The following is a 24,441-nucleotide window of genomic DNA, read 5'->3' on the forward strand; positions in this document are numbered from 1 at the left end:
CAGCTTCGCGACTAAGGGGAGAGGGGGCAACATGATAACATTTTTAAATTATATAATTGCAAAGGGGTGACAAAAAGATCCTTGCCAGCCTAGCTGTTAGCCTTTTCAAACGTCTCGCCAAGGGAAAGGGGCGGGAGCAGAGGTAAAGCTGTTGTGATTGTTTCACCCAAATGCATCGGCTGCCTGTATACAGAAGCTGTTTCCAAGGACAACGACTTAAGTGGAAGTACGGGCTGCCAAGAAGTAAAATTTAAAAGGCCGGAAGAACACAGGGTTCCTCCGGCTTTTTACCAATACCAGCCTTAGGGCAGGCAAACAGTGACTGCGAAGGTGTTCGCGCCAATGGTCAAGCCGCTGTTGCCAGTGTTCAGATACACAACATGTGCATTGCCGCCATTGCCTGCAGCCTCGCCGACCCAGTATCGAAAGCTGCTGGCGCCTTCATCCGGCCATCCGGCAGCGTGAGCCGCGCCTTGCTTGCCTCCACTACCAGAGCCTGCGACATTTTTGAGTTGATCAAAATTCGGCAGTCTGGTGGCAGCCTGGTAGCCTGACTGATTAATATTGCCAGCGCTGCCGCAGTAAGCCCCAGCGTCTTCCCAATTGTTGCCAGGGCCAAAAGGTTTGTCTTTAAATACAGACAAGGGGCCAGAGCCGAAAGACACCGTGACAACCTGTGAATAGGGCTGGCTGTTAATGACCATTTCGGCCTTAAGCTGTACTGTGCGCGAGCCTACAATGTCTGTTAATTGTGCAGTGTCGCCATTAGGTGCCGCCCCAGTCACGTTCATCCTTTGCGGGTCTGTGCCGCTCAGGGATAGAGGTGTTGCGCCCCAGGCCAGACCGTTTGTGGCCCCGGCGGCGCGGTTGCCCCACCAGGATGCAGAGATATTGGAGCTGAGCACTGTCCAGGTGATGTCGCCAGCATTGATAGCTAGGGAGTTGCCGTTATCCGAGGCAGTGGCTGTGACAGTGGCTGTTGCACTAAAGTCGGAGGCGACAAAACTGCTGCGGTTGTAAGCTACCTGCAGGTTGAGTCCTGTGAAAGATACCGCGCCGCTGCCTTGCAGGGTAAAGTTCTTGCTGGTGTTCCCCGTCTGGACGGTTACGCTGGTTACTGCTGGGGCGGAAGCATCAAGCTGAACCCAAAAATGCCCCTGACTGTCCGTGATGTAGGTTTTGGACAGATCGCCAGCATGAGCCGTTTTGACTGAGATAAAATCATCAAGCCAATTCACAGTCTGAGCAAAGAATGTGGCAGGTGCTGCTTTGGCGGCTTCGGCAAGATAACTGCCACCAGCCGTTACCCGCACTGTCTGGCCAGCTTTGTATTTGCCGAATCCATCCTTGATATGAAACCGGAACCCGCGTGAACCGTCGGGGCCCAGATACTCGATGTGGTAGCTATCCTTCGCCCTGTATTCCAGGATGATACGGTTTTCCCTGTCCACAAAGTCATGACGGGCAGCCGCCACTGTACGGGTTTCTGCCACTTTGGCGTGACTGGTCTGCTGCTCCCAAGGCATGTCGAAATGATAGGTAAAGCGCAGGCCGAATTCCGTATCGTTATTGCCACGACCAGTGCTGCGCTGATTGATAAAGGCAGAAACAAGCGGAATGGGTGTATACTCAAGCCCGTAAGACCAGACATGAGGATCTTTTTCAAGCTTGCTGGTAGAGTACATGCTTACGTTGTCGCCATACCATTGTGAGTAGGCTCCGGTGGCAGCTACATTGCGGTAGAACGGCAGGTAACCTTTGAGGCGCACATCCCAACCCTGGGCCGGGCGTTCTTCAACAAAGTCGTTGTCGAAATCGCGTGAGCCTTTCCAGTCTGAAAGCGGCAGGTAATAGTTTGAAGCAAGTTTTAGCCAGTCATACTGCACTTCTGCGCCGATGCCGCCACGCTGGTGCCCACGGGTGAAATCGTTGTCAAAGAAGACGTTGTAGCCAAGCATCCACTCGCCGGAATCAAAGCCGCCATTCTCTGTGCTGAACGCGCCGGGAAACCAGCGCTGACCAAGGCCAAAGTTGCCTATCCAGCGGTCTGCGCCTCTTCCGTCTCCGTTATTGTCGCCAAATCCGCTCATACTGCGGGCACCGACCTGCGTGAAGAGTGTTGTGTATGTTCCATCGTAAAAAGGAAAAAGCACATCACCTTCGCCGTTAAGCCGTCCGTACCGGTCCATAAGAAAATTAAGGCGTGCCCGGCCATTGTCTGTTAGGCCCGCAAGTCCGGCTTCTCCCATATTGTTCAGCCAGCCCATGCCGAAATTGAGCCCGCGCTGCATGAAATACTGCTGTGGATCACTTATAAAGGCGCCGCCAAAAGTGCTGCCTTGTTTCGCATTACGTGCGGAACCGGAACTGTAGGCATGACCTGTGACTGGATCGTAAGCGTGAGTTAATTCAGAAGGTTCTTCAGGGCTGACGGGCAGACGAAGACTCTGGCCATACCCAAATTCGCTACTGTAGCCCATGCCGTGGTTGAGGTAGGAGGCGGCGCGGCGTCCTGTATAGTTGCCGCTGCCAGCCTGATCGCCGGTGGTGCCGTCTGCGCGGCGGACCGTGCCGTCTTGGTGGAAGCCAAGCCCTTGGTCAGCATTGGAGTCGTAGAGATTATGCCGTTCACCAGCAAGGCCGGGCAGGCCCATAAACAGGGCTGCACCGTTGAGCATGACTTTCATGAGGCTTTTGGAGTTGGTGGTTACGGCTGATTTACCACCAGGGGGAAGGGAAGAAGCTGTGGCAGAACTATCCGGTGCGTCGACGGCCACTGGTGAGGCATTATCTGCTTTGGAGTCGAAAAATTGGGGGGGAGAATGCTGTTTTTGATCTGGAGCCGGAGGATTTGCGGATTTGTGCTCGGGCTGCGCTTGACTATCTGGTTCCGCCTGCACATCCTCGCTGGTTGTTTCGAACCCGTTTGCCATTATGCTCTGATAGGATGTTGCCGAAGCAATTCCACTACAGCAGGCAATAGAAAAAAATATTAGTAGCAAGCAGGGCACCCACTGGGAAATTCCGGCTCCATAAAGTTTTTGGTTATTCTCATATACCCATTTCACTGCTGCATTCCCCTTTGTTATGAATGTAAATTGACATTTGCCTCCCTCCTCGGAGTGGTTTTTGTTGTGGCCGTTTCGTGCTCTCAATTTTCGACAACACCAGAATGACGTAATGCACGCCTGACAGTGCAAATCATCTGCTATACGCAGCACCCATGCTGCGAAAATTGTTTGCTGACTATATTTCTAGGTTATTGCTCCTAAAGCATTGATAGATACAAGGCAATGAATTCAGAAATTAAATAATATAGTAAGTCAGTAGGTTGTTGATGTTGCAATGCCTGCATAAAAGTTGTTCTGCGGCAGATAATTAGCCAGAAAACGTATGTCAGATATTTAACTGGGGAATGGCCACAAGATTTTTTGGGGATATTTGAGCACGAGTTCGCTCGGCAGCGGGCACTTGCGCTCACATGAACGTAGGCAGATATCTGCTCTGAATATGCTCAAGTGTGGTGTTGACCGCTGCTGCGGCCATTTTGCATGATGTGCCTGAGACTTAGGAATTTTTAGGGCGGGTGCGCTACTTTCTTGAGGGCAAGGAGCAGATGCTTTCCCTTGGCGGCTATCCGGTGATCGGCCTTAAGGATGCGACAAGAACTTCCTTTTGCGTCAGCCGATCGCTGAGGGCGTGAGCCCGGCGATTGAACGGAAGAAGGAAAAGAGCCAGATAAAAGAAGCCGTGCAGAAAGAAAAGTGCATAGTCAAGAGCTAACGCATCCCCAAAGGATTTAAGATGTAAATCAAGCTTGAGTGTGATGTGGGGCGCTGGTTAGTCAATGTCAAAGTTTTATTTCTATTTTCCTCATTCGATAGTTTTTTCAGTGTTTTTCTAATAAGTTCAGTGAACAACTATTCGATTGAAAAACTCTCTGGTGGGCTGATTTCTTTTATGTGGATTTTTTGCTGTGTTAGATCTTCGAATTGTGCGTAAAATAAGTTTTTTGATTCTTGCCCCGTTAAGATCCAGTCAGGGTTGACTCTCCTCTTCCTCCAAAGCGTCAGAAGCCAAGCCGAGGGAATGTTACCTCTTTTCTTGGCATCAGCTATAGACGATTGCCTTATCCCTAAAAATTCAGCCAATTCAACTTGCGTTCTGCATCCTGTCGCTTCAAAAAATCGATCTAGTGGGGTGGGCATGGGCTTGCTCCTCCTGGATTTTTGCCATGCCTCTCTAGCTATCAAGTTTTAAATAGATGTTTAACAGATCACCTGATAAATTTATCAGCTATTTATGAATCAGCTGTCGAGTATGAACAAAGAATGAGAAACAGACCTCCTTCCAAGTTCGGCGCAGCCCTGATTCAAGAATATAAAAAGCGGGGTTTTACGCAGTATAGCCTTGCCAAAAAGCTGGAGCGCAGCACTCGCTATCTGAATAATCTTGAGCATGATAGGAGCGAACCGCGTTTTACAACGATTCTTTTGCTTGCTGATGCTATAGGCATGGAGCCGGGTGAATTGGTGAACGCCGCCGCGGAACTGAGTTGGGCTGCCCTGGATGGAGAGGGCGCTATTTCGGATAAGGCAAACGAAGAAAAAGAGACTAAAAAGAAACCCAAAGACAAAAAAAGCAAGAAAAAGTGAAAAAAATTCGCCGGGCAATTTCTGGGTAAGAATTTTTTTGCCACGTATAAGCAAATAATTCAAAACAATACGAGCGCTATCTATATCTCTCCCTCTCCGTCATAATTGGCAGCATCAGCCAGTTACAGAATTTCTGTGACTGGCTTTTTTGTTGAGTTCCGTCATTATGGTCGTTTGGGCTGGCGTGCTGGCAGCCAATGATGGCTGTGATGACAAGAATAGTAATACGCTTTTGCACCGCTTGCAGCGTGCTTTCACTGCTTAACGGATGCCCCATAATTGGGACGGTATGACCATCGGGGATTTTTTTTGAAGCCTGAAGGCTCTGCCTGTTTTACCAGCCACGCATGCATGTCCGGATTACGCAAAAAAATTGTTGCGTGCGGCGTCAATACGTACGCGCAGTGTTTCATCCACAAAGAACAGTTCGCAATCAAGCTCCAGCTCCTGTGCCCGGTGCATGAAATACGCAGCCGCAGCAATAGAGTGTTCGCTGACAGAGCCCGTATTTACTTCCAGAAAGTTGAAGGAAAGCTGTATTTTTTTTGCCCCGAAACCACGGCAGACCTGAAAAAATTGCTCCACATCCGCGATTTTATTATTCGCTTCAAAAATTATGTATTTAATATCAATCTGTTCTGGTGTGATTGCTGCGGCGAAGTATTTTTTTATGGATGCCATTACGTCATCCCACCAGTCACCGCCCTTTACCCGGGCATAGGCGGCGGCATTACCGGAATCAAGGCTGATATTGATTCTGCCGCCTCCGCTGGCAAGCAGTTGGTCAATCCAGGCCGAATGCCGAAGGGCATTGGTATGCACGTACTGGAAGTAGCCGTGATCCCACAGCCAGCGGCCCGTTGTTTCAAAATCCTGCAGCAGGGTGGATTCTCCTCCGCCCCAGCTTACAACGCAGTTTTTTTCAAGCGCTCCCTGGTCATGAAGGCTCTGGATTGCGGGAAGAATGGCAAATGGGCGCGGATGCTGCCCTGGTTTCCACAGGTCGCAATACACGCAGCGGCAGTTGCAGATATGTCTGTGGTGATTCAAGGAAAGCACGGCAAAACGCAGTTCTGGCACGCAAACAGAATGCGAAAGTGGCACCAGATCAGGGCAGCCAGCGCATACCTGCGGGTTTTGCCGCTGGATTTCCTGTGCGGTGGCGGCAATGTGGCGCGTGTACGCTTCCATATCCACAGAACCGCCTGCAAACGGAAAACTCGGTACCGCTATGCTATGCGTGTTACAGCAGGGCTGAAGGGCCCTTTCTTCAAAAACAAGTTCTCGAACGAGCTTGGAGCAGAACAACATGGAGCCTCCCTCCTGAACCTGCAATTCGGAACGCCGGATAAATAGAGCGTGTTACCTTGAAAATGGAGCATGACCAGCTGAGAGGAAAACGTAGAAGCATTTTCAGCGCTGATTTGTATATGTTCGCGCGTCTGCGACTAAAGTTAAACTCAAATCTCTTCAAATGAAAAGTGTGTTTGTGCGGCCTGTTAGGTCGCATAATATGCATAACTCAAAGAAATTATTCATTCTACAGAAAGTTACCTGGCATAAACGGCTTACCCGTCAGATTGCTTGTAACGTACAAATATAAAAAGTGAAATTTCTAATTCTCCAAGATTGATACACAACGTTAAAGCGAAAGATCCGAAAATATAAAGCACAGATCAATTGGGGGGCGTCCATCGCGGAGTAGTTCAATCCGCCGTGGTAGCTGGAGCGAATGCCTCGCCGCAAAAAATTCTCTACCTTGGGTGGCGCTGCCTTGGGGGATTGGCGTGAAGTGGTCGGAAGCATGTGCCTTGCCGGGAATTTCCTTCAGGGCCGTCATCGCCTCGTCTGTAACCTTGCCTTGAACATGATTGCCAGACTCTTTAAAAATTACGCGCTCCATAAAAAACGGCAAGCCATCATTGGGGGGGCTTGCCGTTTTTTATGGACAATGCACGGGCAGCGTTACATCCCGTGCGGCTTACGTGTGTTCCACCTAAGCTATGTCTTGCGTACCTAGGCCATAGGCCGCAAAGAATTTCTATAAATGCGGGCCACGGTTTCGCGCGAGCCCTCTATGGGCGCTACGGAAAGCAGCAGGCTCAGAGAGGGCGTCTGCTCCACAAGGTCGCAGAATGTATCGACGTCGGATTCCTTCACGCCCAGATCCTGAAGCTTCTGAGTCACGCCCAAGCCAAAGAGCCACTGTTCAACGGCCTTGGCAACCTTGTCGGCTTCTTCGGGAACACCTGCGAGGCCGGGAACGATGGGCTCAAGAATGTGCGCCAGCACGGCAGGACGCGCAGGGTAGCATTCCTTGATGACGGCAGGCAGCAGCACGGACAGTCCCAATCCGTGAGACAGTTCGGGGCTTACAGCGCTCAGGGGATGCTCCAGCGCGTGCGTGAAGTGCAACAGGCCATTGTCAAAGGCCACACCAGCCTGAAGGGCAGCAAAGCTGAGTCCGTAACGGGCTTTGAGGTCCGCAGGATTTTTCAGCGAAACGGGCAGCCAGTTGTGGACAAGGCGGATGGTTTCCTTGGCCAGATTAACGGCAAAAGGGTTTGAAACCGTCGTTGTGGCCGCCTCAACGACGTGATTTACCGCGTCGATGGAGACATATCGGGTCTGGTCTTCTGAAAGCCCGGTCATCAGCGCGGGATCGTCAATGGCGAAGCGGGGATAGATGCAGTCATAAGCAATGGCGGGCTTGTAGTTGAGCCTGGTAACGGTGGCCACAGCAAAGCGATTCACTTCGCTGCCTGTGCCGTGGGTCAGGTTGATGGCGATAATGGGCAGGGCCTTTTCAGGCGTGAAGCGAAAACAGTAAAGGTCTTCACCGCTTTTGCCGGGATTGGCCAACAAGATGGCCGCACTCTTGCCGCAGTCGATGGGGCTGCCGCCACCAATGCAGATGACAGCACCCGCGTTAATGGTGCGCCCCAATGCCGCAGCTTCGTCCACGCTGTCCGTGGTGGGGTTGGGGGTGACGCGGTTGTACAGGGCCAGGGTAATGCCGTGCTTTTGGGCCGCAGCTTCTACCTTATCCCATGCGCCGGTTGATTTGTAAGAGCGTCCCCCGCTGACACAGAGGATGGACGATACGCCCTCATGCTTCATCTGGGCTAAAATGTCGTCAATCTTGTTGATGGCGCCAACGCCGATATAAGCTGTCGTCTTAACGCGGATTTCCCGCACAACGTCATAATCGTAACTTTCATTCCACATGATGACCTCCTGTTGGAAGCAGGCTTGCCTGCGCCAACTTTATGAACAGGATTCATTGTTATTTTTTTCACTTGTGTTTTTTATACGCCCAATCAGATCGAGAGTAAAGCTCATTGAGCGCTCAACCAGTATTTTATTTAAACAGACTCCGTGGCTTTTTATCTTCTGCCAATGCTGCCTTAGATCGGGTGACTGCCTTCCAGGTACTGAAAATACTGGAGCATGGCTGCGAAGAAGGACCGATTGCAGGCTGTGAAAGAACCCAGTGCCGCGGTAAAGCTTGCTGGTTTATCTTGCTAATGTGTGCTTCTGGATGCGCACGGCAGGGTTTTTCTTTGCCATCATTGATACGATAAAAAGCAGAGCCTGCGTCTTTACACGCAGGCTCTGCTTTTGTTTGGTTGTTTTTTCTATCTCTGGCGTAATTTCGCTGTTATGGTTGTTCTCTCTCTTCGCAGTCTGAATTGCTGCTGTTTGCAACCCAGCCTTACTACTATGCAAAAGAGTGAACAGCCTGCGGCATTACCTGTTTAGGTGTTTGACATTTCCCGTGCTGCGCTGTCTGTGGCCTCCTGACAAGAGTCCATCACGCTGGGAACCATGCTGCCCTGACCCGCTATGGCAACCGTGCCTTCAGAAAAAGCAGGCTCATTAAGAGACGCCGATTCGGCAAGGCCTCCCTGGTCAAGAGTTTCCTTGATATCTGTCAGACCCATGTCGTGCAGTTCCGCAGTGGAGCCTCCGTATAAAACATCGGTTCCTTCTCTATCCGCAGCCTGCTGGCCAGTGGCCACAAGCAGGCTGTCGAGGTTTTCATCACCGTGAATCAGCGAGATGGGGGCATGCAGCCCGGCGAAGCTGACATCACTTCCTTCACTGCTCAGATACCCATCGTGCAGGGCATCGTCTCCCCCTTCAAAGTCGTCCAGAAAGGAGAAAAGCGGCACGGCAGAATCCTCGCCTTCTCTGTTTTCATCCAACTGGATTTGTGCTGTGGCGTCAGGCTCAAGGCCATCCGCATGTGCCGCAGTGCTGCTTGCTTGCGCGCTGAAGGCGGTATGCAGGCTGTCGTCTGTTGTGAAAGCCGGGCCATCGTGAGCGGATAGCTGCGAATCTTGCGAATCATCATGTCCGGCGGCATGTTGCGCGTCCTGTGTATGATGCTCAGCGCCTGCTTCTGTATCCATAGCAAAGAGGGGCGCGGCAGCGGGAGCGGCGGGGTCGTGCAACTGGTCGACAAGTGCCGGAGGTTCAATGGAAACGCCGTTACCATGCAACGACCACAGAAGATCATTGAATGTTGACAGAAAATCTGCGGGCAGTGAGGAAATGTCCAGCCCGTCAAAGCTGATGCCGTTCATGCCACCCGCAATAAGCGGGTCAGAGCTTATGGTATTGAGCCATGCCCCGTAGCGGACGGCAAAGCTTTCCGCGTCGGATGCCTGAAGTATCAGGGTATAGGTCCCACCCGCGGCGGCCACGTTCAGACTGCCGGTTTGCACCGAGCCGTTGATGGTGATGGTGTTATCGCCGCTGCCCAGGTTGATTTCATTGCCGATGCCCTTGACCGCGCCATTGATGGTTACGCTGTCGTCTCCTGCACCAGTGGTAATGATGTTTTTACCGCCACTGAGGGCCTGCATGGCGATGCCCTGGCCGTTATTGGCATTCAGGGTGATGCTGTCGCCAGCGCCTCCCGCCTGGGAGTGCCCGGTGATGTAGTTGACGGAGCCGCCGCCGCTGGCCCACATAGCAATGGCTTTACTGGCCGCATCCGCAGTGGCGGTGATGGTAACAGTCAGTGCGTCGCCGCTGGACTGTATGGTATTGCTGCCTGAAGCGCTGGCAGCCATACCGTAGCTGGAGCCGGAGAGACTGGAACTGGAAACAGTGACAGCGCCGCTTCCAGTGGTGATGGTATTACTGCCGGAATCAGAGGCATACATGCCATAGCCAGGAGCATTGCTGGCGCTGGAGTCTGCATGTGCGCCAATAATCTCAACAGTGCCACTTTGGGTGCTGATTTCATTGCTGCCTCTACTGGTATACATGCCAGCACCATAGCCATAAGTGTTGCTGGCGTTTGTGCCCGTGCTTGTGCCAACAACCTTTACATTACCACTTTGGCTGTCGATTTTGTTGCTGCTGCCGGAACCATTGGCGTACATGCCGAAACTGCTGCCACCAGCGTTGCCTGACACTGTTACTGCACCACTCTCGGTGGTGATGATGTTGGTAGCAGTGTTGCTGCCGGAAGATCTGGCATCCATGCCAACGGCACCGCTAGCAGTGTCGCTGGCACCGTTGCCTGCCACAGTAATGGAACCGCTCTTTGTGATGATGCTGTTACTGCCGCTATTGGTGGCAGACATACCGTAGTTGGAGCTAGTGCCGCTGGTGCCTGTAACTGTGACATCGCCACTCTGGGTGTTGATTTCGTTACTGCCTCCGAGGGCAGAATTAGCAGACATGCCTGCGCTGGATTTTGCGCTTGTGCCAGTAACCTCCACAGAGCCGCTTTCAGTGGTGATTTTGCTGCCAAAGCCATACATGCCGTAGCCGCTGTACTCGCCTGTGCCAGTAACTGTGACATCGCCACTTTGGGTCTTGATTTCATTGTGCCCGGCCATGCCAACACCGATGCCTCCGCTTTCCGTATTGGCGCCTGACACGGTTACATCGCCACTATTGGTAGTGATGGTGTTGCCATCATACACGCTTCCGTGCATGCCGTAGCCGCTGCCCAGGGTGTTAACACTAGTAACTTTCACATCGCCACTCTCCGTGGTGATGCTGTTACTGTCGCCAGTCGCAGTGAGCGACGTTGTGACGTACATTCCTGCACCGTAGTTTCCGATCGTGGTTGCGCTTGTGCTGCTAACCTCCACATCGCCATCCTTGGTGGTGATGCTGTTGCTGCTGCCTGAACCTCCGGCCGTCATGCCGTTGAGGAGGCCGGACACAGCCACATCGCCACTTTCAGTGATGATGGTATTGCTGCTGCCAGAGAGGGCATACATGCCGTTTGCGCCCGACACGGCCACATCACCGCTCTTGGTGGTAATGGCATTGCTGCTGCCTGCGCCGGAAGCGTCCATGCCGCCGCCGTAGTTGGGCCTGGAGCCTGATACGGTCACATTGCCGCTTTCTGTAGTAATGCTGTTGCTGCCTGCAAAGTTGGCGCGCATGCCGTCGCCGGAACCGCCGGGGCCAGATACGGTCACGTTGCCGCTTTCAGTGTTGATGGTATTGCTGCCGGAATAAGAGGCAGCCATGCCATAACCGCCACTGCCCGATACGCTTACGTCGCCGCTTTTTGTTTCAATGCTGTTGCTGCCGGAGGAAGTGGCAAATATGCCGCCACCCGAGCTTGAAACGGTCACGCTGCCGCTTCCGGTGGTGATTGTATTGTTGCCAAAATCGCTGGCACTCATGCCGTAGCCGGGGCTGGAACCGCTGGCGCTGCCTGAAACATTTACATTGCCGTCAGTTGTTTCGATAGTATTGCTGGCATGTTGGGCGCGCATGCCCATGCCGTAGCTGGTACCTGTACCGCTGACGGTTACATCGCCTGTTCCGGCAATGATGCTGTTTTTGCCTGACGCTTCGGCAGACATGCCTATGCCGTAGCCGCCTGTGGCAGTGCCGGAAACAGTTACATCGCCGTTTCCGGTAATGGTATTGGTTCCACGTCCTGTGGCATGCATGGCCGTGGCGTTGCCCTGAGCGCTGGCCGCGCTGACATCGGCGCTGCCCCCGGTCAGAGTTACCGTATTGGAGCTGTCGCCCTTGGTGGATGCTGCCTGCATGCCATAAGCGTTGCCATTGGCGGCACTGCTGGTCACCGTGACGTCGTGTCCGGTAATTTCATTGGCTCCCAGCTTGTTGTTGGTGGCCGTGGCGTACATGCCCCAGGTATTGCCAGTGCCGAGATTTTCGGCAGTCACCGTCGCCTGTGTGTCGCTGGTGATTTTGTTGAGCGCCGTATTGCTATACAGCGCGTATGTTCCGCCGTTTTGCAGGGTTTTGGCCGCAATGGATACCTCGCCGCCTTCAATGATGTTTCTGGCCAGCTGTCCAGTATTTTGACTTTCGGCATACAGGGCGGTGGCGTTGCCGCCGTAAGTGTTGTTGCTGCCCGAATTGCCGTGGGCCTGAATGTCCACAAGTCCGGAGGCGCTGACATTGGTAGTGCCAGTGCTTATGGTGTAAAGCCCGGTGGCAACGTTGCCCTCAGCGCGCACCGCCACGTCGCCATCTTGTGCAGTCAATGTTGTGGTGCCGCCGGTGTGCACGCCCCTGGCTTCGTCGGCTCCCTGCGTTGACGCCTCAATGGTCAGATCCTTGCCCGCGGTGATGGTGGTGGTGCCAATGCCCCAGATGCCCCCGGCTGCACTGGTTGTGGAGGTTGCCTTGAGGGTAACGTCTCCACCTGTGCTTTCCACGTTGGTAGTATTGCCGCTATTGTTGTCAATGGCGCTGGCGCTGGTGCCGTTGCCCGTGGCCGTAATGTTGATGTCGGCTCCGCCTTTCAGGCTGTTGGTCGCATTGCCGCCCAGCGATCCGGCCATAAGCCCCCAGGTTCCGCCTGATGTGGATTGGGCGCTGATGTCAATGCCGCCGTTGGCCTCAATGTTATTAGTGGCGTTGCGGCCCGCAGTGACGCCAGCTACTCCGTTGCCGACAGACTGAATATCCAGACTGCCCACATTGGTGATATCGTTTCTGCTGCCGTCATTGGCCGTGAGCATAGTGGTTGTCACCGCTCCCGCAATGTCGGTAATGGTATTGGATGAGCCGTTTCCAGTGGAGTATATGCCGCCGGAATCCGCATGCACATCGTGTACGGCGCTGATGCTGTTTTTGCCCCCGGCTGCGGCGTAGAGCGCAATGCCCTGACCATTGACGTTGACAACAGTGTTGCCGGAAGCATCGCCCTGAATGCTGTTGGTGCTCTTGAGCCCAGAGGCGAACATGTTGCCACCGAGGTTGACCGTGCTGTTGCCGCTGCCCAGGGTGATGCTGTTGGCGCCCACGCCGTGCATGCTGCCGCTGACTTCAACCAGATTGTCGCCCGCGCCGACGTTGATGATGTTCTGGCCGCTGTCCCTGTTCGTGACCATATCGCCGCTTATGCGTACAATATCATTGCCCAGCCCGGTTTCGATCTTGTTCTGCATGCCATCGTTGGCAACGTTTTTAATGGCCATATCGCCATTGAGCGTCACGATGTCGTCGCCGTCGCCCGTGGTCACCAGGTTTTTTCCGTTATAGCCTGCTGCGGTCATGTGACCATTCAAGGTGATTCTGTCGCCGTTGGCATCGCCAAGGCGGCTGCCGCCCTGAATGATATTTGTGCCGCCCGAAGCGTGCATGGCATGCCCATTGGCGGAATTGTCAGCGTAGCCGCTGATTGTGGCTTGCAGCGAACCGTCATGTTTTATGATGTTGCCGTCAGCAGCGCCCCACCCGTTACCGTGGGTGTACATACCGTATGCGGAGCCGCCACTGCCACTGGCATCAGCAGTGATATTGACGGTTTCAATGCCATCAACCTTGACCCACGCGCCGCCCCAGGCCGAGGCCATGCCGTAAGCGCCACGGTTGCCGTCAAAGAGCTCGGTCGTGCCAGGCTTGGCAGGGCCGTTGAACTTGGCATCAATGTGCAATTCGTCATGGCCGCCATTTCCATTGATAAGCACCTGGCCGCCAGCCTGCGCTGCAACGCCAAAAGAAGAACCGGACTTGGCTTCAGAGGATATTTTGATGGTGTCGTCGCCGCTGCCGCCATTTATGGCAACGGTGCCGCTGTTGGTGCCAATGACTGCCATAGCGTGATCCGGGGCAGACGCCGAAAATTCCATGTGGTTATCACGGTCGTCATAGCCGTTGATCGTGGTTTTGGCGTTGCCGTAACCAGCGTAAACGGCTGTGGCCGTACCGTGGGCGGAGCTGTTGCTCACATCTGACGAAATATTGATGTCAGCCCCGGTCGCTGAAACCTGGCCACCATTGTACGCGCTTATTCCCGAAACCGCGAAAGAGCCGCCTTTTTCGACATTGAAGTTCTCCTGAGTGGAGTTGTCCAGGTGTGAACCGACCTGAAGTTTTCCATCCGGGCCAGAAGAGATCACGATTTTTGCGCCGCTGCCTGTGGCATATACTGCGGTGTTGCCGGGGCCACTGGAGCCGCCCTTGCTGGAATCGGCTGTGATGGTCAGGTCGTGACTGGCCTTGATTGTCGTTGAGGCTTCACGCCCGCCTGCCGCCCAGGAGTAAACGCCATAGGCTCCTGCTTCGTTGCCGTGAGCTTCAATGGAAATGTCGCCGCCTTCAATAGTTGTTGCGGCAACGGCTCCCTCATTGGAATTGGTATACACGCCCCGGGCGGTACCAGCAGCGCCAGTGGTTTTGGCCGCAATGTGTATGGAGCTTTCGTCGCCACCTCGAACGGAGGAGGACGCCTGCCCGCTGGTGCCATATGTGGCAAGCCCGTGGGCGTTTCCGGTGTTGTGCTCCGCGGTGATATTGACGGCTCCCTTTGCGGAGGCCGTGATATCAATATCTGAATTCCATACGCCTGTTTGGCTTGCGCCGCCAGCATCGGACCGGTCAATATCCACCTGATTGTAGTTCGTGCCGCCAAGGGTGACGCTTTCACCGCTCACGGTTCTGGCGTCAGAGGCATACCATTCAGCCTTGAGAGGACCATCAAGCTGGGCGCGGTCTTCTTCCGTGGCGGCATCGTAGCTCTGGCCTGCAGTGCCGCCGCTAATAACCAGCGGCATTTTGTATTCCACACCGTCAATGGTTATCAGCAGCATGTCGGAAGCAAGCGTGCCGTTATTCAGTGCGGCAAGCCCCGCTGTGGTAAGCTCAACGGTGATTTTGCCGTCAGCTCCGATTCCCGTCACGTTAAAATAGGCGTTCGGTCCTTCAAAGGCCCAGCTGATCTGGCTCGGGTCGTCCACAAGGTCGCCGCTTTGATTCACAGCAAAAAAGCTGAAAGTGTTCTGGCTGGTGGCAGAAACAATGAGCCGGGTGTGGTAGGTGGAGGAGCCCGTTTCGCCTCCGGGGCCGCCAGGCCCGTCGGGGCTGCCACTGCCCGAGGAAAATCTGTCGGAAACTGCAGAATCGCTCATAAGAGGGGACACGCTTTGAAAAGCCGAATCTCCGGTGCTGTAGTCAAGCCCATCCAGATGGCCAACCCCAGCAGCAAGTTCGGCATTGCCGTGTTCCGCATAATGGGAACCGCGTTCCGCAGACGACGGACCAGCGGCAGGAGCCAGATCCGGCGCAAGAGCACTGAAAAAGTCCTTACCCGCAATCAGGGTGCCGCCTACTTCAAAGTCGGGTATATTTTCCGACGTGTACTCTGAATAAAAATCTGTCAAACGAATGCTGGATGCATCGTCAAAGCTGAAGACCAGGTCATTGCCAGCGCGAGAAAGAGTCGCTTGATCAGATGGGAAATCAAGAGTGTATCTGGCGTCAGATGTTGTGCTTACTGCGGCGTGCTGCCCAATTTGTGGACGATTGATAGTGATAATATTCATGATATATCCTAATGTTGTCAGCTCAAAGCACATGCCAACGGCACGCGTGGCTAACGCGAATAGTATGACCAACTCGGTCAAGGCTGGGGATAAAATTTGCAAGGAGTCCTTGCAGGTCAGCCAGGCTGACCAGAGCCGCTTGTCCCTGTGATCAGGAAAGGCTCTCTTGGCAGGAGGGGGGGAGTAGACGCCTCCCCCGTAATGCCCGAAGGCAATTACTAAAAACTATCATTAATTAGTTTTGCTCAAAATATAGTGTTATGAACGTACTGTCAATGCAGTAGACGTTTTTCGCTATTTACTAATTATTTAAAGAAAACCGATTATTGCACCAAGGGCAGATTGTATACGGCAGAAGGAAGCGTAATCTGCATCTGATAGTAATAAAAAATAGTACCCTATAATGAAGCTGGGCATCAATTGGTTCAGAATTTTTGTCGGCGTATTCTTTCAATCAGTACTGTGTGCAGGCATGCTGGAGTGGCTACCTCAACTTTCAAGCACATTACGCCAAATTATATTGCTCAATCGTGCCTGAATCACCCCAAGGCGTTTATCCTTGCCGCGCATATACAAAAACGGTATGCACTACCGTGAGCGCCAGTCGCCACACGCCGCACAGCGCGGTGGTGTTTTCTTCCCCGAACCAAAGGATTTTACGTGCAGTTTTTTGAGCAGATCGCAAAAGAGTTGAGCATCGCCCCAGGTCAGGCCAAGGCCGTGGCAGAGCTTTTGGACGAAGGGGCCACCATTCCCTTTATCGCCCGTTATCGTAAAGAAGCGCACGGTTCTCTGGACGAGGTCGCTGTCGCCGCGGTGCGTGACAGGCTTACGCAACTGCGCGAACTGGAAACGCGGCGGCAGGCCATTCTCGCCTCCCTCACCGAGCGGGAACTGCTCACGGACGAACTGCGTAACAGCGTCATGACTGCCGACACAATGACAGCTCTGGAAGACGTATACCTTCCGTACCGCCCGAAGCGGCGTACCCGCGCCACAATGGCCAAAGAAAAAGGCCTCGAGCCTCTGGCCCTGAGCATGCTGGAACAGGCCGCATCGCTTGCGCCTGAAGAAGCTGCAAAGTCCTTTGTGGATGCGGAAAAAGGCGTGGAATCCATAGAGGCTGCCTTGGCTGGAGCACGGGACATCATTGCGGAAATTGCCAGCGAGCACGGCGCTGCCCGCGCAGCCATGCGTGAGCTCTTCGCGCGCAAAGCCGTAGCGGCGTCAAGCGTTGCCAAGGGCAAGGAAGAGGAAGGCGCGAAGTTTCGCGATTATTTCGACTGGCAGGAAAATGCAGCCAAGGCCGCCGGGCATCGTTTGCTCGCCATGCTGCGCGGTGAGACAGAGGGATTTTTGACCCTGCACTTTCTGCCGGAAGCAGAACCCGCCCAAACGCTGTTTCGGGGCATGTTTGTAAAAAATTCCTCACCAGCCGGGCAACAGGTTCGTGAAGCTGTGGACGACGGCTATAAACGTCTGCTTGCGCCCTCACTGGAGACAGAGCTGCGCGCGACCCTGAGAAAGAAAGCCGAAAGCGAAGCCATTGCCGTATTTGCCAAGAATCTGCGTCAGCTCTTGCTGGCATCGCCTCTGGGGCAAAAGCGCGTGCTTGCCATTGACCCCGGTTTTCGAACAGGCTGCAAGGTTGTGTGCCTGGACGCCCAAGGCACGCTGCTGCACCACGACCTTATCCATATAATGAGCGACGGGCAGCAGAAAGACGCCGGGGAGAAAATCTGCAAGCTTGCTGTCACCTACAATGCCGAATCCATTGCCATTGGCAACGGCACTGCGGGGCGCGAGACCGAAGCCCTTGTGCGCTCGTTGCAGCTTTCTCTTCCTGTTCTTGTTGTCAGCGAAAGCGGGGCCAGCGTGTATTCCGCTTCTGAAACGGCGCGGCGAGAATTTCCTGACCTTGATCTCACCGTGCGCGGCGCAGTTTCCATCGGGCGCAGACTTATGGACCCGCTTGCCGAACTGGTGAAAATAGATCCCAAGGCCATTGGTGTTGGGCAGTATCAGCACGACGTGGATCAGACAGACCTCAAAAAGAGTCTGGAAGATGTGGTGGAAAGCTGCGTGAACGCGGTGGGTGTAGAGGTAAACACCGCCAGCGTGGAGCTTTTGACGCACGTTTCCGGTCTTGGACCAGCTCTGGCCAAGTCCGTGGTGGCCTATCGCGAGGCCAACGGTCCCTTTGCCCTGCGCAAGGATTTGCAAAAGGTGCCGCGCCTCGGCCCCAAGGCTTTTGAGCAGGCCGCGGGTTTTTTACGCATTCACGGCGGAACAAATCCGCTGGATGCTTCGGCCGTTCACCCTGAGTCTTATGGAATCGTGAAGGCAATGGCCAAGGATCTTGGCTGCTCTGTGCCGGATCTGCTTGCCAATGCGGAAACGCGGCGGCGCATCAAGCCAGAGGCCTATGTGACGGAAACCGTGGGCCTGCCCACGCTTCGCGACATCCTTGCCGAACTGGAAAAGCCGGGCCGTGACCCGCGCGAAGGCTTTGAGGCCTTTGCCTTTGCCGAAGGCGTGACGCGTATTGAAGATCTTGAGGCGGGTATGCGCCTGCCGGGCATTGTCACCAACGTGACCAACTTTGGAGCGTTTGTGGACATAGGCGTGCACCAGGACGGGCTGGTACACATCAGCCAGCTGGCGGACAGTTTTGTCAGCGATCCGCATACGGTGGTGACTGTACAGCAGCAGGTGAGCGTTACCGTGCTGGAGGTGGACGCGGCCCGCAAACGTATTTCACTGTCTATGCGCAAGAACCCGGCGGAAGCCCCGGTGCGGCAGCAGGCCGGGGGCCAGACGCGTGACAACACGCATAACCACGCGCACGACCGGACGCGCGATCAGGGCCGCAGGCCCGATGCCGACAAGCGTAAACCCTCGCGTGAAAGCAGACCGCAGTCCGGGAATGAAAAACGGCAGGAACGCCAAAAGCCGGAGCAGGGGCACAGGCCATTTCAGGATATGCTTTCCAAGTTTGGCAAGAAATAACCTCACGCGGGGTTTTGCCTCCAGTTCGGGGCTGCCCTTGGATAATTCTTTCGGCCGGCTAGCTGCGTAAAAAGATCATTTTTTACTTCAGCCATGTGGCGTAAGAGTACAGTCCTTGCGCGAAAAAAGGCTTTTTGTTTCGGGTTGAGTACCAAAAGCGTACACTCCCGTCGCAAAAAGCCTTTTTGTATGCAAATAAGAATCGTCCTCTGCAAAAAAGCACTGTCCACATAGCCAAAAACAAAGGGAAGGCACGGCGGGGCAGCACGGCAGGGGCGTTTAACTGAGTTCTTCCAGCCTTTGTTCCACAGTTTCCCAACGCAGCAGAAGTTCTGTCTGTTCTTCTTCCAGCGCGGTGAGGCGCTCGGTGGTGCGTGTAAAGGCTGCGGGATCTTTGGTGAAAAGTTCCGGGTCCGCCAGGGCCGCTTCAAGGTTTGCCTGTTCTTGCTCCAGAGCGTCCATTTGTTCCGGCAGGGCTTCCAGTTCCTTGGTCAGCAGGTCAAATTCCCGCTGTTCCTTGAAGTTGCGGCGGCGGGGCTTGTCAGACGGCTGCTGGTCTGTCTGATTGTTTGTTCTGCTATTTTTTTCTTCCGCCTTCTTTTCCTGAATCGGCGTGGAGCGCTGGCGCAGCCAGTCTGTATACGCGCCCACATACTCGTGCGCCTTGCCATCGCCTTCAAGGGCAATGACGCTGGTGACAAGATTGTCCAGAAAGCTCCGGTCATGGCTGACAATAAGCACCGTGCCGGAATAATCCGCCAGCAGTTCTTCAAGAAGTTCCAGCGTTTCCACATCCAGATCGTTGGTGGGTTCGTCCAGCACCAGCACGTTCGATGGCCGGGTGAACAGCTTTGCCAGCAGCAGGCGGTTGCGCTCGCCGCCGGACAGGGCTTTGACAGGCAGGCGGAGGCGGTCCGGGGTAAAAAGAAAGTCTTGCAGGTATCCGGCCACATGACGCGTATTGCCGCCCACGGTGACAACGTCGTTGCCTTCCGCCACGCTGTCCATAACGCTTTCTTCAGGGTTAAGGCTTTCGCGCAACTGGTCAAAGTAGCTGATCTGCAAATTGGTGCCGAGCCGCACGGTGCCTTCTGTGGACGGCAGCTCGCCAAGCAGCACGCGGAGCAGGGTGGTTTTGCCTGTACCGTTGTCGCCAATCAGGCCCACGCGGTCGCCGCGCTGGATGATGGTGGAAAATTCGCTGAAAAGCGGCGATTTGCCGGGGTAGCCAAACGTTACGTTGTCTGCCTCAATGACAAGCTTGCCCGAGCGTCCTGCTTCCTGTGCGGCCATGCGCACGTTGCCCTGCTTGTCGCGCCGGTCGGCGCGTTCGGCCCGCAAGGCTTCAAGGGCGCGAACCCGGCCCATATTGCGCGTGCGCCGGGCCTTGATGCCTTGGCGAATCCACACTTCTTCCTGGGCGAGCTTTTTGTCAAAAAGCGCAAAGGCGCGTTCCTCGGTGGCAAGCCGTTCCTCACGGCGTTCCGGGTAGCGGTCAAATCCGCAGGAATAGCTGTGGAGCTTGCCCCGGTCGATCTCCACTACTCGCGTGGCGAGCCGTTTGGAAAAGGCCCGGTCATGGCTGACGAAGATCAGGGTGCGGGCCTTGCGCAGCAGAAAATTTTCAAGCCAGGTAATGGTAGCAAGGTCGAGATGGTTGGTGGGTTCGTCCAGAATAAGGTCTTCAGAACAAACAAGCGCCCGCGCCAGGGCGACCCGGCGTTTGGTTCCGCCGGAGAGCGAGGCGAATTCGGCATCCGGGTCCAGTTCCAGATGATTGATGACGGCAAGCACTTCGCCGTAGCGTTCCCAGTCCGACGCTAGATGCAGCCCGGCCTCGTGCCCTGCGGCATTATAGCTGCCGGAAAGCTCGGCGGGCGCAGTGTCTGCACTGTGGGCCGCAGCATCGTGTCCTGTTCCTGCATGGGCGGCGGCAAGGGCTTTGCCCTCTTCGCCAAGAGCCTCGGCTACCAGAGAAAAAACAGAGCCGCGCCAGTCTTCGGGCACGTCCTGGGGCATTTGCCCTATCTGGGTGCCAGGGCGGACGATAATGCCAGAATCCGGCGGCATCTGCCCGCCCAGAAGTGCCAGCAGCGAAGATTTCCCCGCGCCATTGCGCCCGATGAGGCAAAGCCGTTCGCCAGTTTCAACGGAAAAATCTGCCGCATCCAGCAGCGGCTTGCCGCCGAGGTTCAGGGTTACGCCCTGCATGCTCAAAAATGCCAAGAGGTTCTCCAGCGCTATGGTAGTATGCTCGGGGTAGGACGCTCAACGCTCAAAGGGATGTTTTTTCATCCCGCAAAAACGGCGTTCGGTTCGTGTGGGCGTCTGCCCCCTCGCTTGCGGAAGCGTATCAATACCTCAGGGGCTTGGCCGACGCAACGGCCTTGGGATTGGCTAGCTGGCGTTCGGGCGGTGCAGCCCGTTGCCAGTGGAAATATGAAGGTATTTTTTAGAGGGGCAGGGTCATAAAAAAGCCTTATCGTGTATTATTCCTGATAGTATATGAGTTTTTAAATGTGCAAGGCTTGCATCTGAGCTGTATTTACCGGACTTAGTAGCGCAAAAGTTGAGTTATTATATGAAAGTATAATATAATTATGTTGAAATATTAAAACTATAAGAAGGATAAAATAAAAATGAAAGGAAAGTATTGGCACAAAGGGCGTCTTTCGGAGTTAAATTTAATAGTGGTACGTTAAAAAAACAATTATTTGATATTCTATATTTAATGTGTGGTACTATGGATGGGTGTGTAGTGGCATAGTATTGTGAGTTGCTTATTAAAATATGGCAGATTTTTGGCGTAGGCAGCTGGCGGCAAGCGTAACAAAAAGACGAAATATTGCGCTTTTCATGTGTGCTCTGAAGTTCTCACAACTGCATAAATTGCTGTGTGTGGTGGCGTTGCGAATTTTTAACATGCCTGACCTTTAACTGAAACTGTACTATGGCGTTGTCAGAGCAAGATTATTCGCGCGATTGAAAAATACATTATCAGAATTATAATTCTTGACACGTATATAGGTGTGGCGTTAGGTTCAGTTCGCCGAGAACAGGAACTATTGTTTATAATCTCCGGGGCTTGCTTTACCGCCAGCTCCTTCCTTGTTTGTGTTCTTGTGGCGGAAATCGCCCCCCTGGATTTCCCATTCTGCCCTACTGAATCTACGGACTTTGCAACGCTTAAGTCCGTGATATTCGAAAAGAACTTCGCGAAGTGTCCTTTGTTGCGCTGCGCGGGTAAGCTCTTTTGCGCGGAAGATTTCTCTTCCTCTCTTCTTCACTATATTGGTGCCTTTTTTGCATGTATGGAACTGCGTGCGTCTGATTTTCGGCGCGGCAGAGCTCCTTTTATTTTGTACGTATTTCAATAAAAACAGCTTGTCTATAAAAGACAGCTGTAGCAAAGGGTGCATTCACATGGCAGACATCAAGCTTTCACGCCCGTCCGCAGGACAGCATATTGCTGTGCCCAGCGCTCCTGATGCCCGCATCGTTCTTGATTTTTCGGCGGATCAGGTAAGTATTGATCGGCCAGAAGGTTCCAATAGCCTGTTTTTCAATTTTGACGATGGCTCCTCCCTTGAGCTGCAGAATTTCTATGCAGCATACACCAAGGAAGAAATGCCGGAGTTCCAGATCGACGGACAGATGATCGCCGGGGCGGACTTTTTTCAGGCCTTTGGGCCTGACCTTGCGCCTGCTGCGGGGCCTGCTGCCAGCGCCGAGCGTGGAGCCCGCTATAGCGACTATGCCAGTATGAACCTTGCTGAAGGCACGTGGCATCTCAACGAGCTTGATTACCGTCTGGCCTTTGACGCCCAGCAGCCGACGGATGAATGGGCCTATGGCACCATTGCCAATGTTGCCCCCGGTCTCAACACTGCTGGCGCGCCCATCACCCTGGGGCTGCTGGAAGACGGCTGGAACGGCGCTGGCGGCGAAGCGCGCGGCGTGTCCAGCATGCGCGGCAGTTTTACTGTCAATGACCAGGACGGCGACAGGCTCACCGCAACGGTAAATATGGGCGGCAGGGCGGCAAGCGTCAGCCTTTCTGGCCCCACGGCCATTGAAAGTGATTACGGTGTTCTGGTTATCACGCCCAAGGGAAGCGGCTCCAACATCACTTTTGATTTCGAGTACACGCTCAAGCAAAATCCTGACAGCCTTGTAGACAAGCTTTCCCAGGGGCAAACCCATACGGACAGCATTGTTGTCGAGATAAATGACGGAATGGGCCACACCGTGCGTCAGCCCATTAACGCCGTTATCACCGGGGCCAACGATGCCCCGGATATTACGGGCGTCAACGATTTTACGCTGAAAGACGATGGCGTGTGGGCCCCAGGCGGCCGTTCAACGGATCTTGGCGCCACACAGCCCGGTGATGCTCCTGAAAATCGGGCCATCACTGCCGATGGCGTGGGCGATGGCGAGCACAGGGCGCAAAGTCTTGTGGGCCGTATCGAAGCGCATGATCCCGACAATGATGGTCTTGGGGACAATCCTTTCGATATTTCCGCGATGCAAGTGAACGGTGCCAGCGTGGCTTTGCCCGCCGGCACGGCTATAATCCCCTCAGATTCGCTGCCCTTCACCAAGGTGTATGTAACCGAGTATGGCAAGCTGTATGTAAACACTGCTGACGGCACCTACCGCTTTGACCTCGATACCACAACAGGCGGCTCTGTAGACAAGCTTTCTGAAGGTGAAAAGCTCACAATTTCCTTCACGCCAAGCGTTACCGACATCCACGGCGCGACAGACAGCATGCCCAACGTGCTGCGCAGCGGCCATGACGTGTCGGGCAGTTCCGGCTCGGATAACATCATTGACATCACCATCGTGGGCAGCAATGAGCGGCCATACTTCACCGGCGCGCCCGAAGCCGTCACTCTGGCTGAGGACAGCGGAGTAACTGTTGCCAATGGCCAGCTTCACGGTGTTGATGTTGATCATGACGGCACGGACTTGTTGTACGGCTTCAATCATGACGGCGTGCGTGTGGACATGCTGTATGTTGTGGCTGAAAACGGCGGCTACGCGCTTTCAACCACGGCTCCTGCCGACGGCAATTACTACGGCGTCATAACTATGACAGACGCCGCCAACGGCAAGTTTTCCTTTACGCTCAATAACAACGCCCCGTGCGTGCAGGCTCTGGACGACAACAACTCTTCGAACGGGCTGAATGTCACGGTGCCCGCCGTGGTGCAGGACGTACACGGTGCGTGGAGCAGCACGACCATCGCCATACGCATTGACGGCGCGAACGACGCGCCCCAATTCACTTCGGTGGAGAGCGGCTGGGTCAAGGAATCCGGTGTTTTTTATGCTGGCGGCCTGGGCGGCGTTCTTGATGCGCGTGAAAATACCAATCCCGCAGACCACAAGCTGACCCTTGTCGGCAGTGTTACCGCGTCTGACGTGGACACTGGCGATATGGCGCATCTGTCTTTCGGCCTTGCACAGCACGCTGACGGCAGCGCCCCGGTCAGCGGCGTCGTATACGTTACGGCCATCAATGCTGACGGCTCCTTTACCTTTGCAACGGAACAGCCCGCCAACAACGCCTATTTTGGCACGTTGCAGATGGAATCCGTATCTGACGGTGCAGGCGGCCAGAAGGGCCAGTACACCTTTGTGCTCAATGACGCGGCGGGCAGCCCGGCAGACAAGCTTGGCGAAGGTGAGTCCATAGCGCTTAAGGTTTACCCCACGGTCAGCGACGCTCATGACGCCAGTGATGTCAACGCCAAATCCGTTACCAGCGTTACGCCCATTACCATAACCATTCGTGGCTCCAATGAAGCTCCGCAGGTGGATTTGGCACGAACCGTCTCTTCTGTTGCCGTCAGTGAGCAGGGTGTGGATCATCCTCATGAAGCGGCAGCGGTTTCCGGCACCTTTGCTGTGACGGATATGGACAGTAATGACACCATAACCTTCGGGCTCGTGCATCAGGACGGCAAAACCGTTAGCTGGAGCAG

Annotated in this window: 10 protein-coding genes; 3 read left to right on the forward strand and 7 right to left on the reverse strand. The window is 54.4% G+C overall.

Annotation, left to right across the window (positions count from 1 at the left end):
• Positions 1-302: 302 nt before the first annotated feature.
• On the reverse strand, positions 303-2,933 hold the full coding sequence (locus tag QM579_RS13905; RefSeq protein ID WP_414999721.1) for an inverse autotransporter beta domain-containing protein: 2,631 nt from the start codon (positions 2,931-2,933) through the stop codon (positions 303-305).
• A gap of 987 nt (positions 2,934-3,920) precedes the next feature.
• The gene (locus QM579_RS13910) at positions 3,921-4,208 is read right to left on the reverse strand and encodes a helix-turn-helix domain-containing protein (protein ID WP_414999722.1); all 288 of its coding nucleotides are present in this window, start codon (positions 4,206-4,208) and stop codon (positions 3,921-3,923) included.
• A gap of 123 nt (positions 4,209-4,331) precedes the next feature.
• Between QM579_RS13910 and QM579_RS13915 the strand changes: the two genes are divergently transcribed.
• Positions 4,332-4,655, forward strand: coding sequence for a helix-turn-helix domain-containing protein (locus QM579_RS13915; protein ID WP_414999723.1), 324 nt, complete (start codon positions 4,332-4,334; stop codon positions 4,653-4,655).
• Between the two features lie 360 nt (positions 4,656-5,015).
• Here the strand turns inward: QM579_RS13915 and QM579_RS13920 are convergent, their stop codons facing one another.
• The 4 genes from QM579_RS13920 to QM579_RS13935 form a co-directional block, all read right to left on the reverse strand.
• The gene (locus QM579_RS13920; RefSeq protein ID WP_414999724.1) at positions 5,016-5,966 is read right to left on the reverse strand and encodes a radical SAM protein; all 951 of its coding nucleotides are present in this window, start codon (positions 5,964-5,966) and stop codon (positions 5,016-5,018) included.
• A gap of 331 nt (positions 5,967-6,297) precedes the next feature.
• A complete protein-coding gene (locus tag QM579_RS13925; protein WP_414999725.1) occupies positions 6,298-6,558 on the reverse strand; it encodes a hypothetical protein in 261 nt (86 codons plus the stop codon).
• 113 nt (positions 6,559-6,671) lie between these two features.
• The gene (locus QM579_RS13930) at positions 6,672-7,883 is read right to left on the reverse strand and encodes an iron-containing alcohol dehydrogenase (RefSeq protein ID WP_414999726.1); all 1,212 of its coding nucleotides are present in this window, start codon (positions 7,881-7,883) and stop codon (positions 6,672-6,674) included.
• Between the two features lie 530 nt (positions 7,884-8,413).
• Positions 8,414-15,439 (reverse strand): beta strand repeat-containing protein, encoded by a 7,026-nt coding sequence (locus QM579_RS13935; protein WP_414999727.1) that lies wholly within the window; start codon positions 15,437-15,439, stop codon positions 8,414-8,416.
• Between the two features lie 660 nt (positions 15,440-16,099).
• Here QM579_RS13935 and QM579_RS13940 point away from each other — a divergent pair.
• On the forward strand, positions 16,100-18,448 hold the full coding sequence (locus tag QM579_RS13940; protein WP_414999728.1) for a Tex family protein: 2,349 nt from the start codon (positions 16,100-16,102) through the stop codon (positions 18,446-18,448).
• Positions 18,449-18,727: 279 nt separating this feature from the next.
• Here the strand turns inward: QM579_RS13940 and QM579_RS13945 are convergent, their stop codons facing one another.
• Complete coding sequence (locus QM579_RS13945) at positions 18,728-20,674, reverse strand: ATP-binding cassette domain-containing protein (RefSeq protein WP_414999729.1); 1,947 nt, start codon at positions 20,672-20,674, stop codon at positions 18,728-18,730.
• Positions 20,675-21,871: 1,197 nt separating this feature from the next.
• On the opposite strand from QM579_RS13945, the gene QM579_RS13950 reads away from it, so the two are divergent.
• Positions 21,872-24,441 (forward strand): VCBS domain-containing protein (locus tag QM579_RS13950; RefSeq protein ID WP_414999730.1); only part of this gene is annotated, 2,570 nt, incomplete at its 3' end.

It is taken from the genome of Desulfovibrio sp. (assembly GCF_047607245.1).
Taxonomy (GTDB): Bacteria; Desulfobacterota; Desulfovibrionia; order Desulfovibrionales; family Desulfovibrionaceae; genus Desulfovibrio.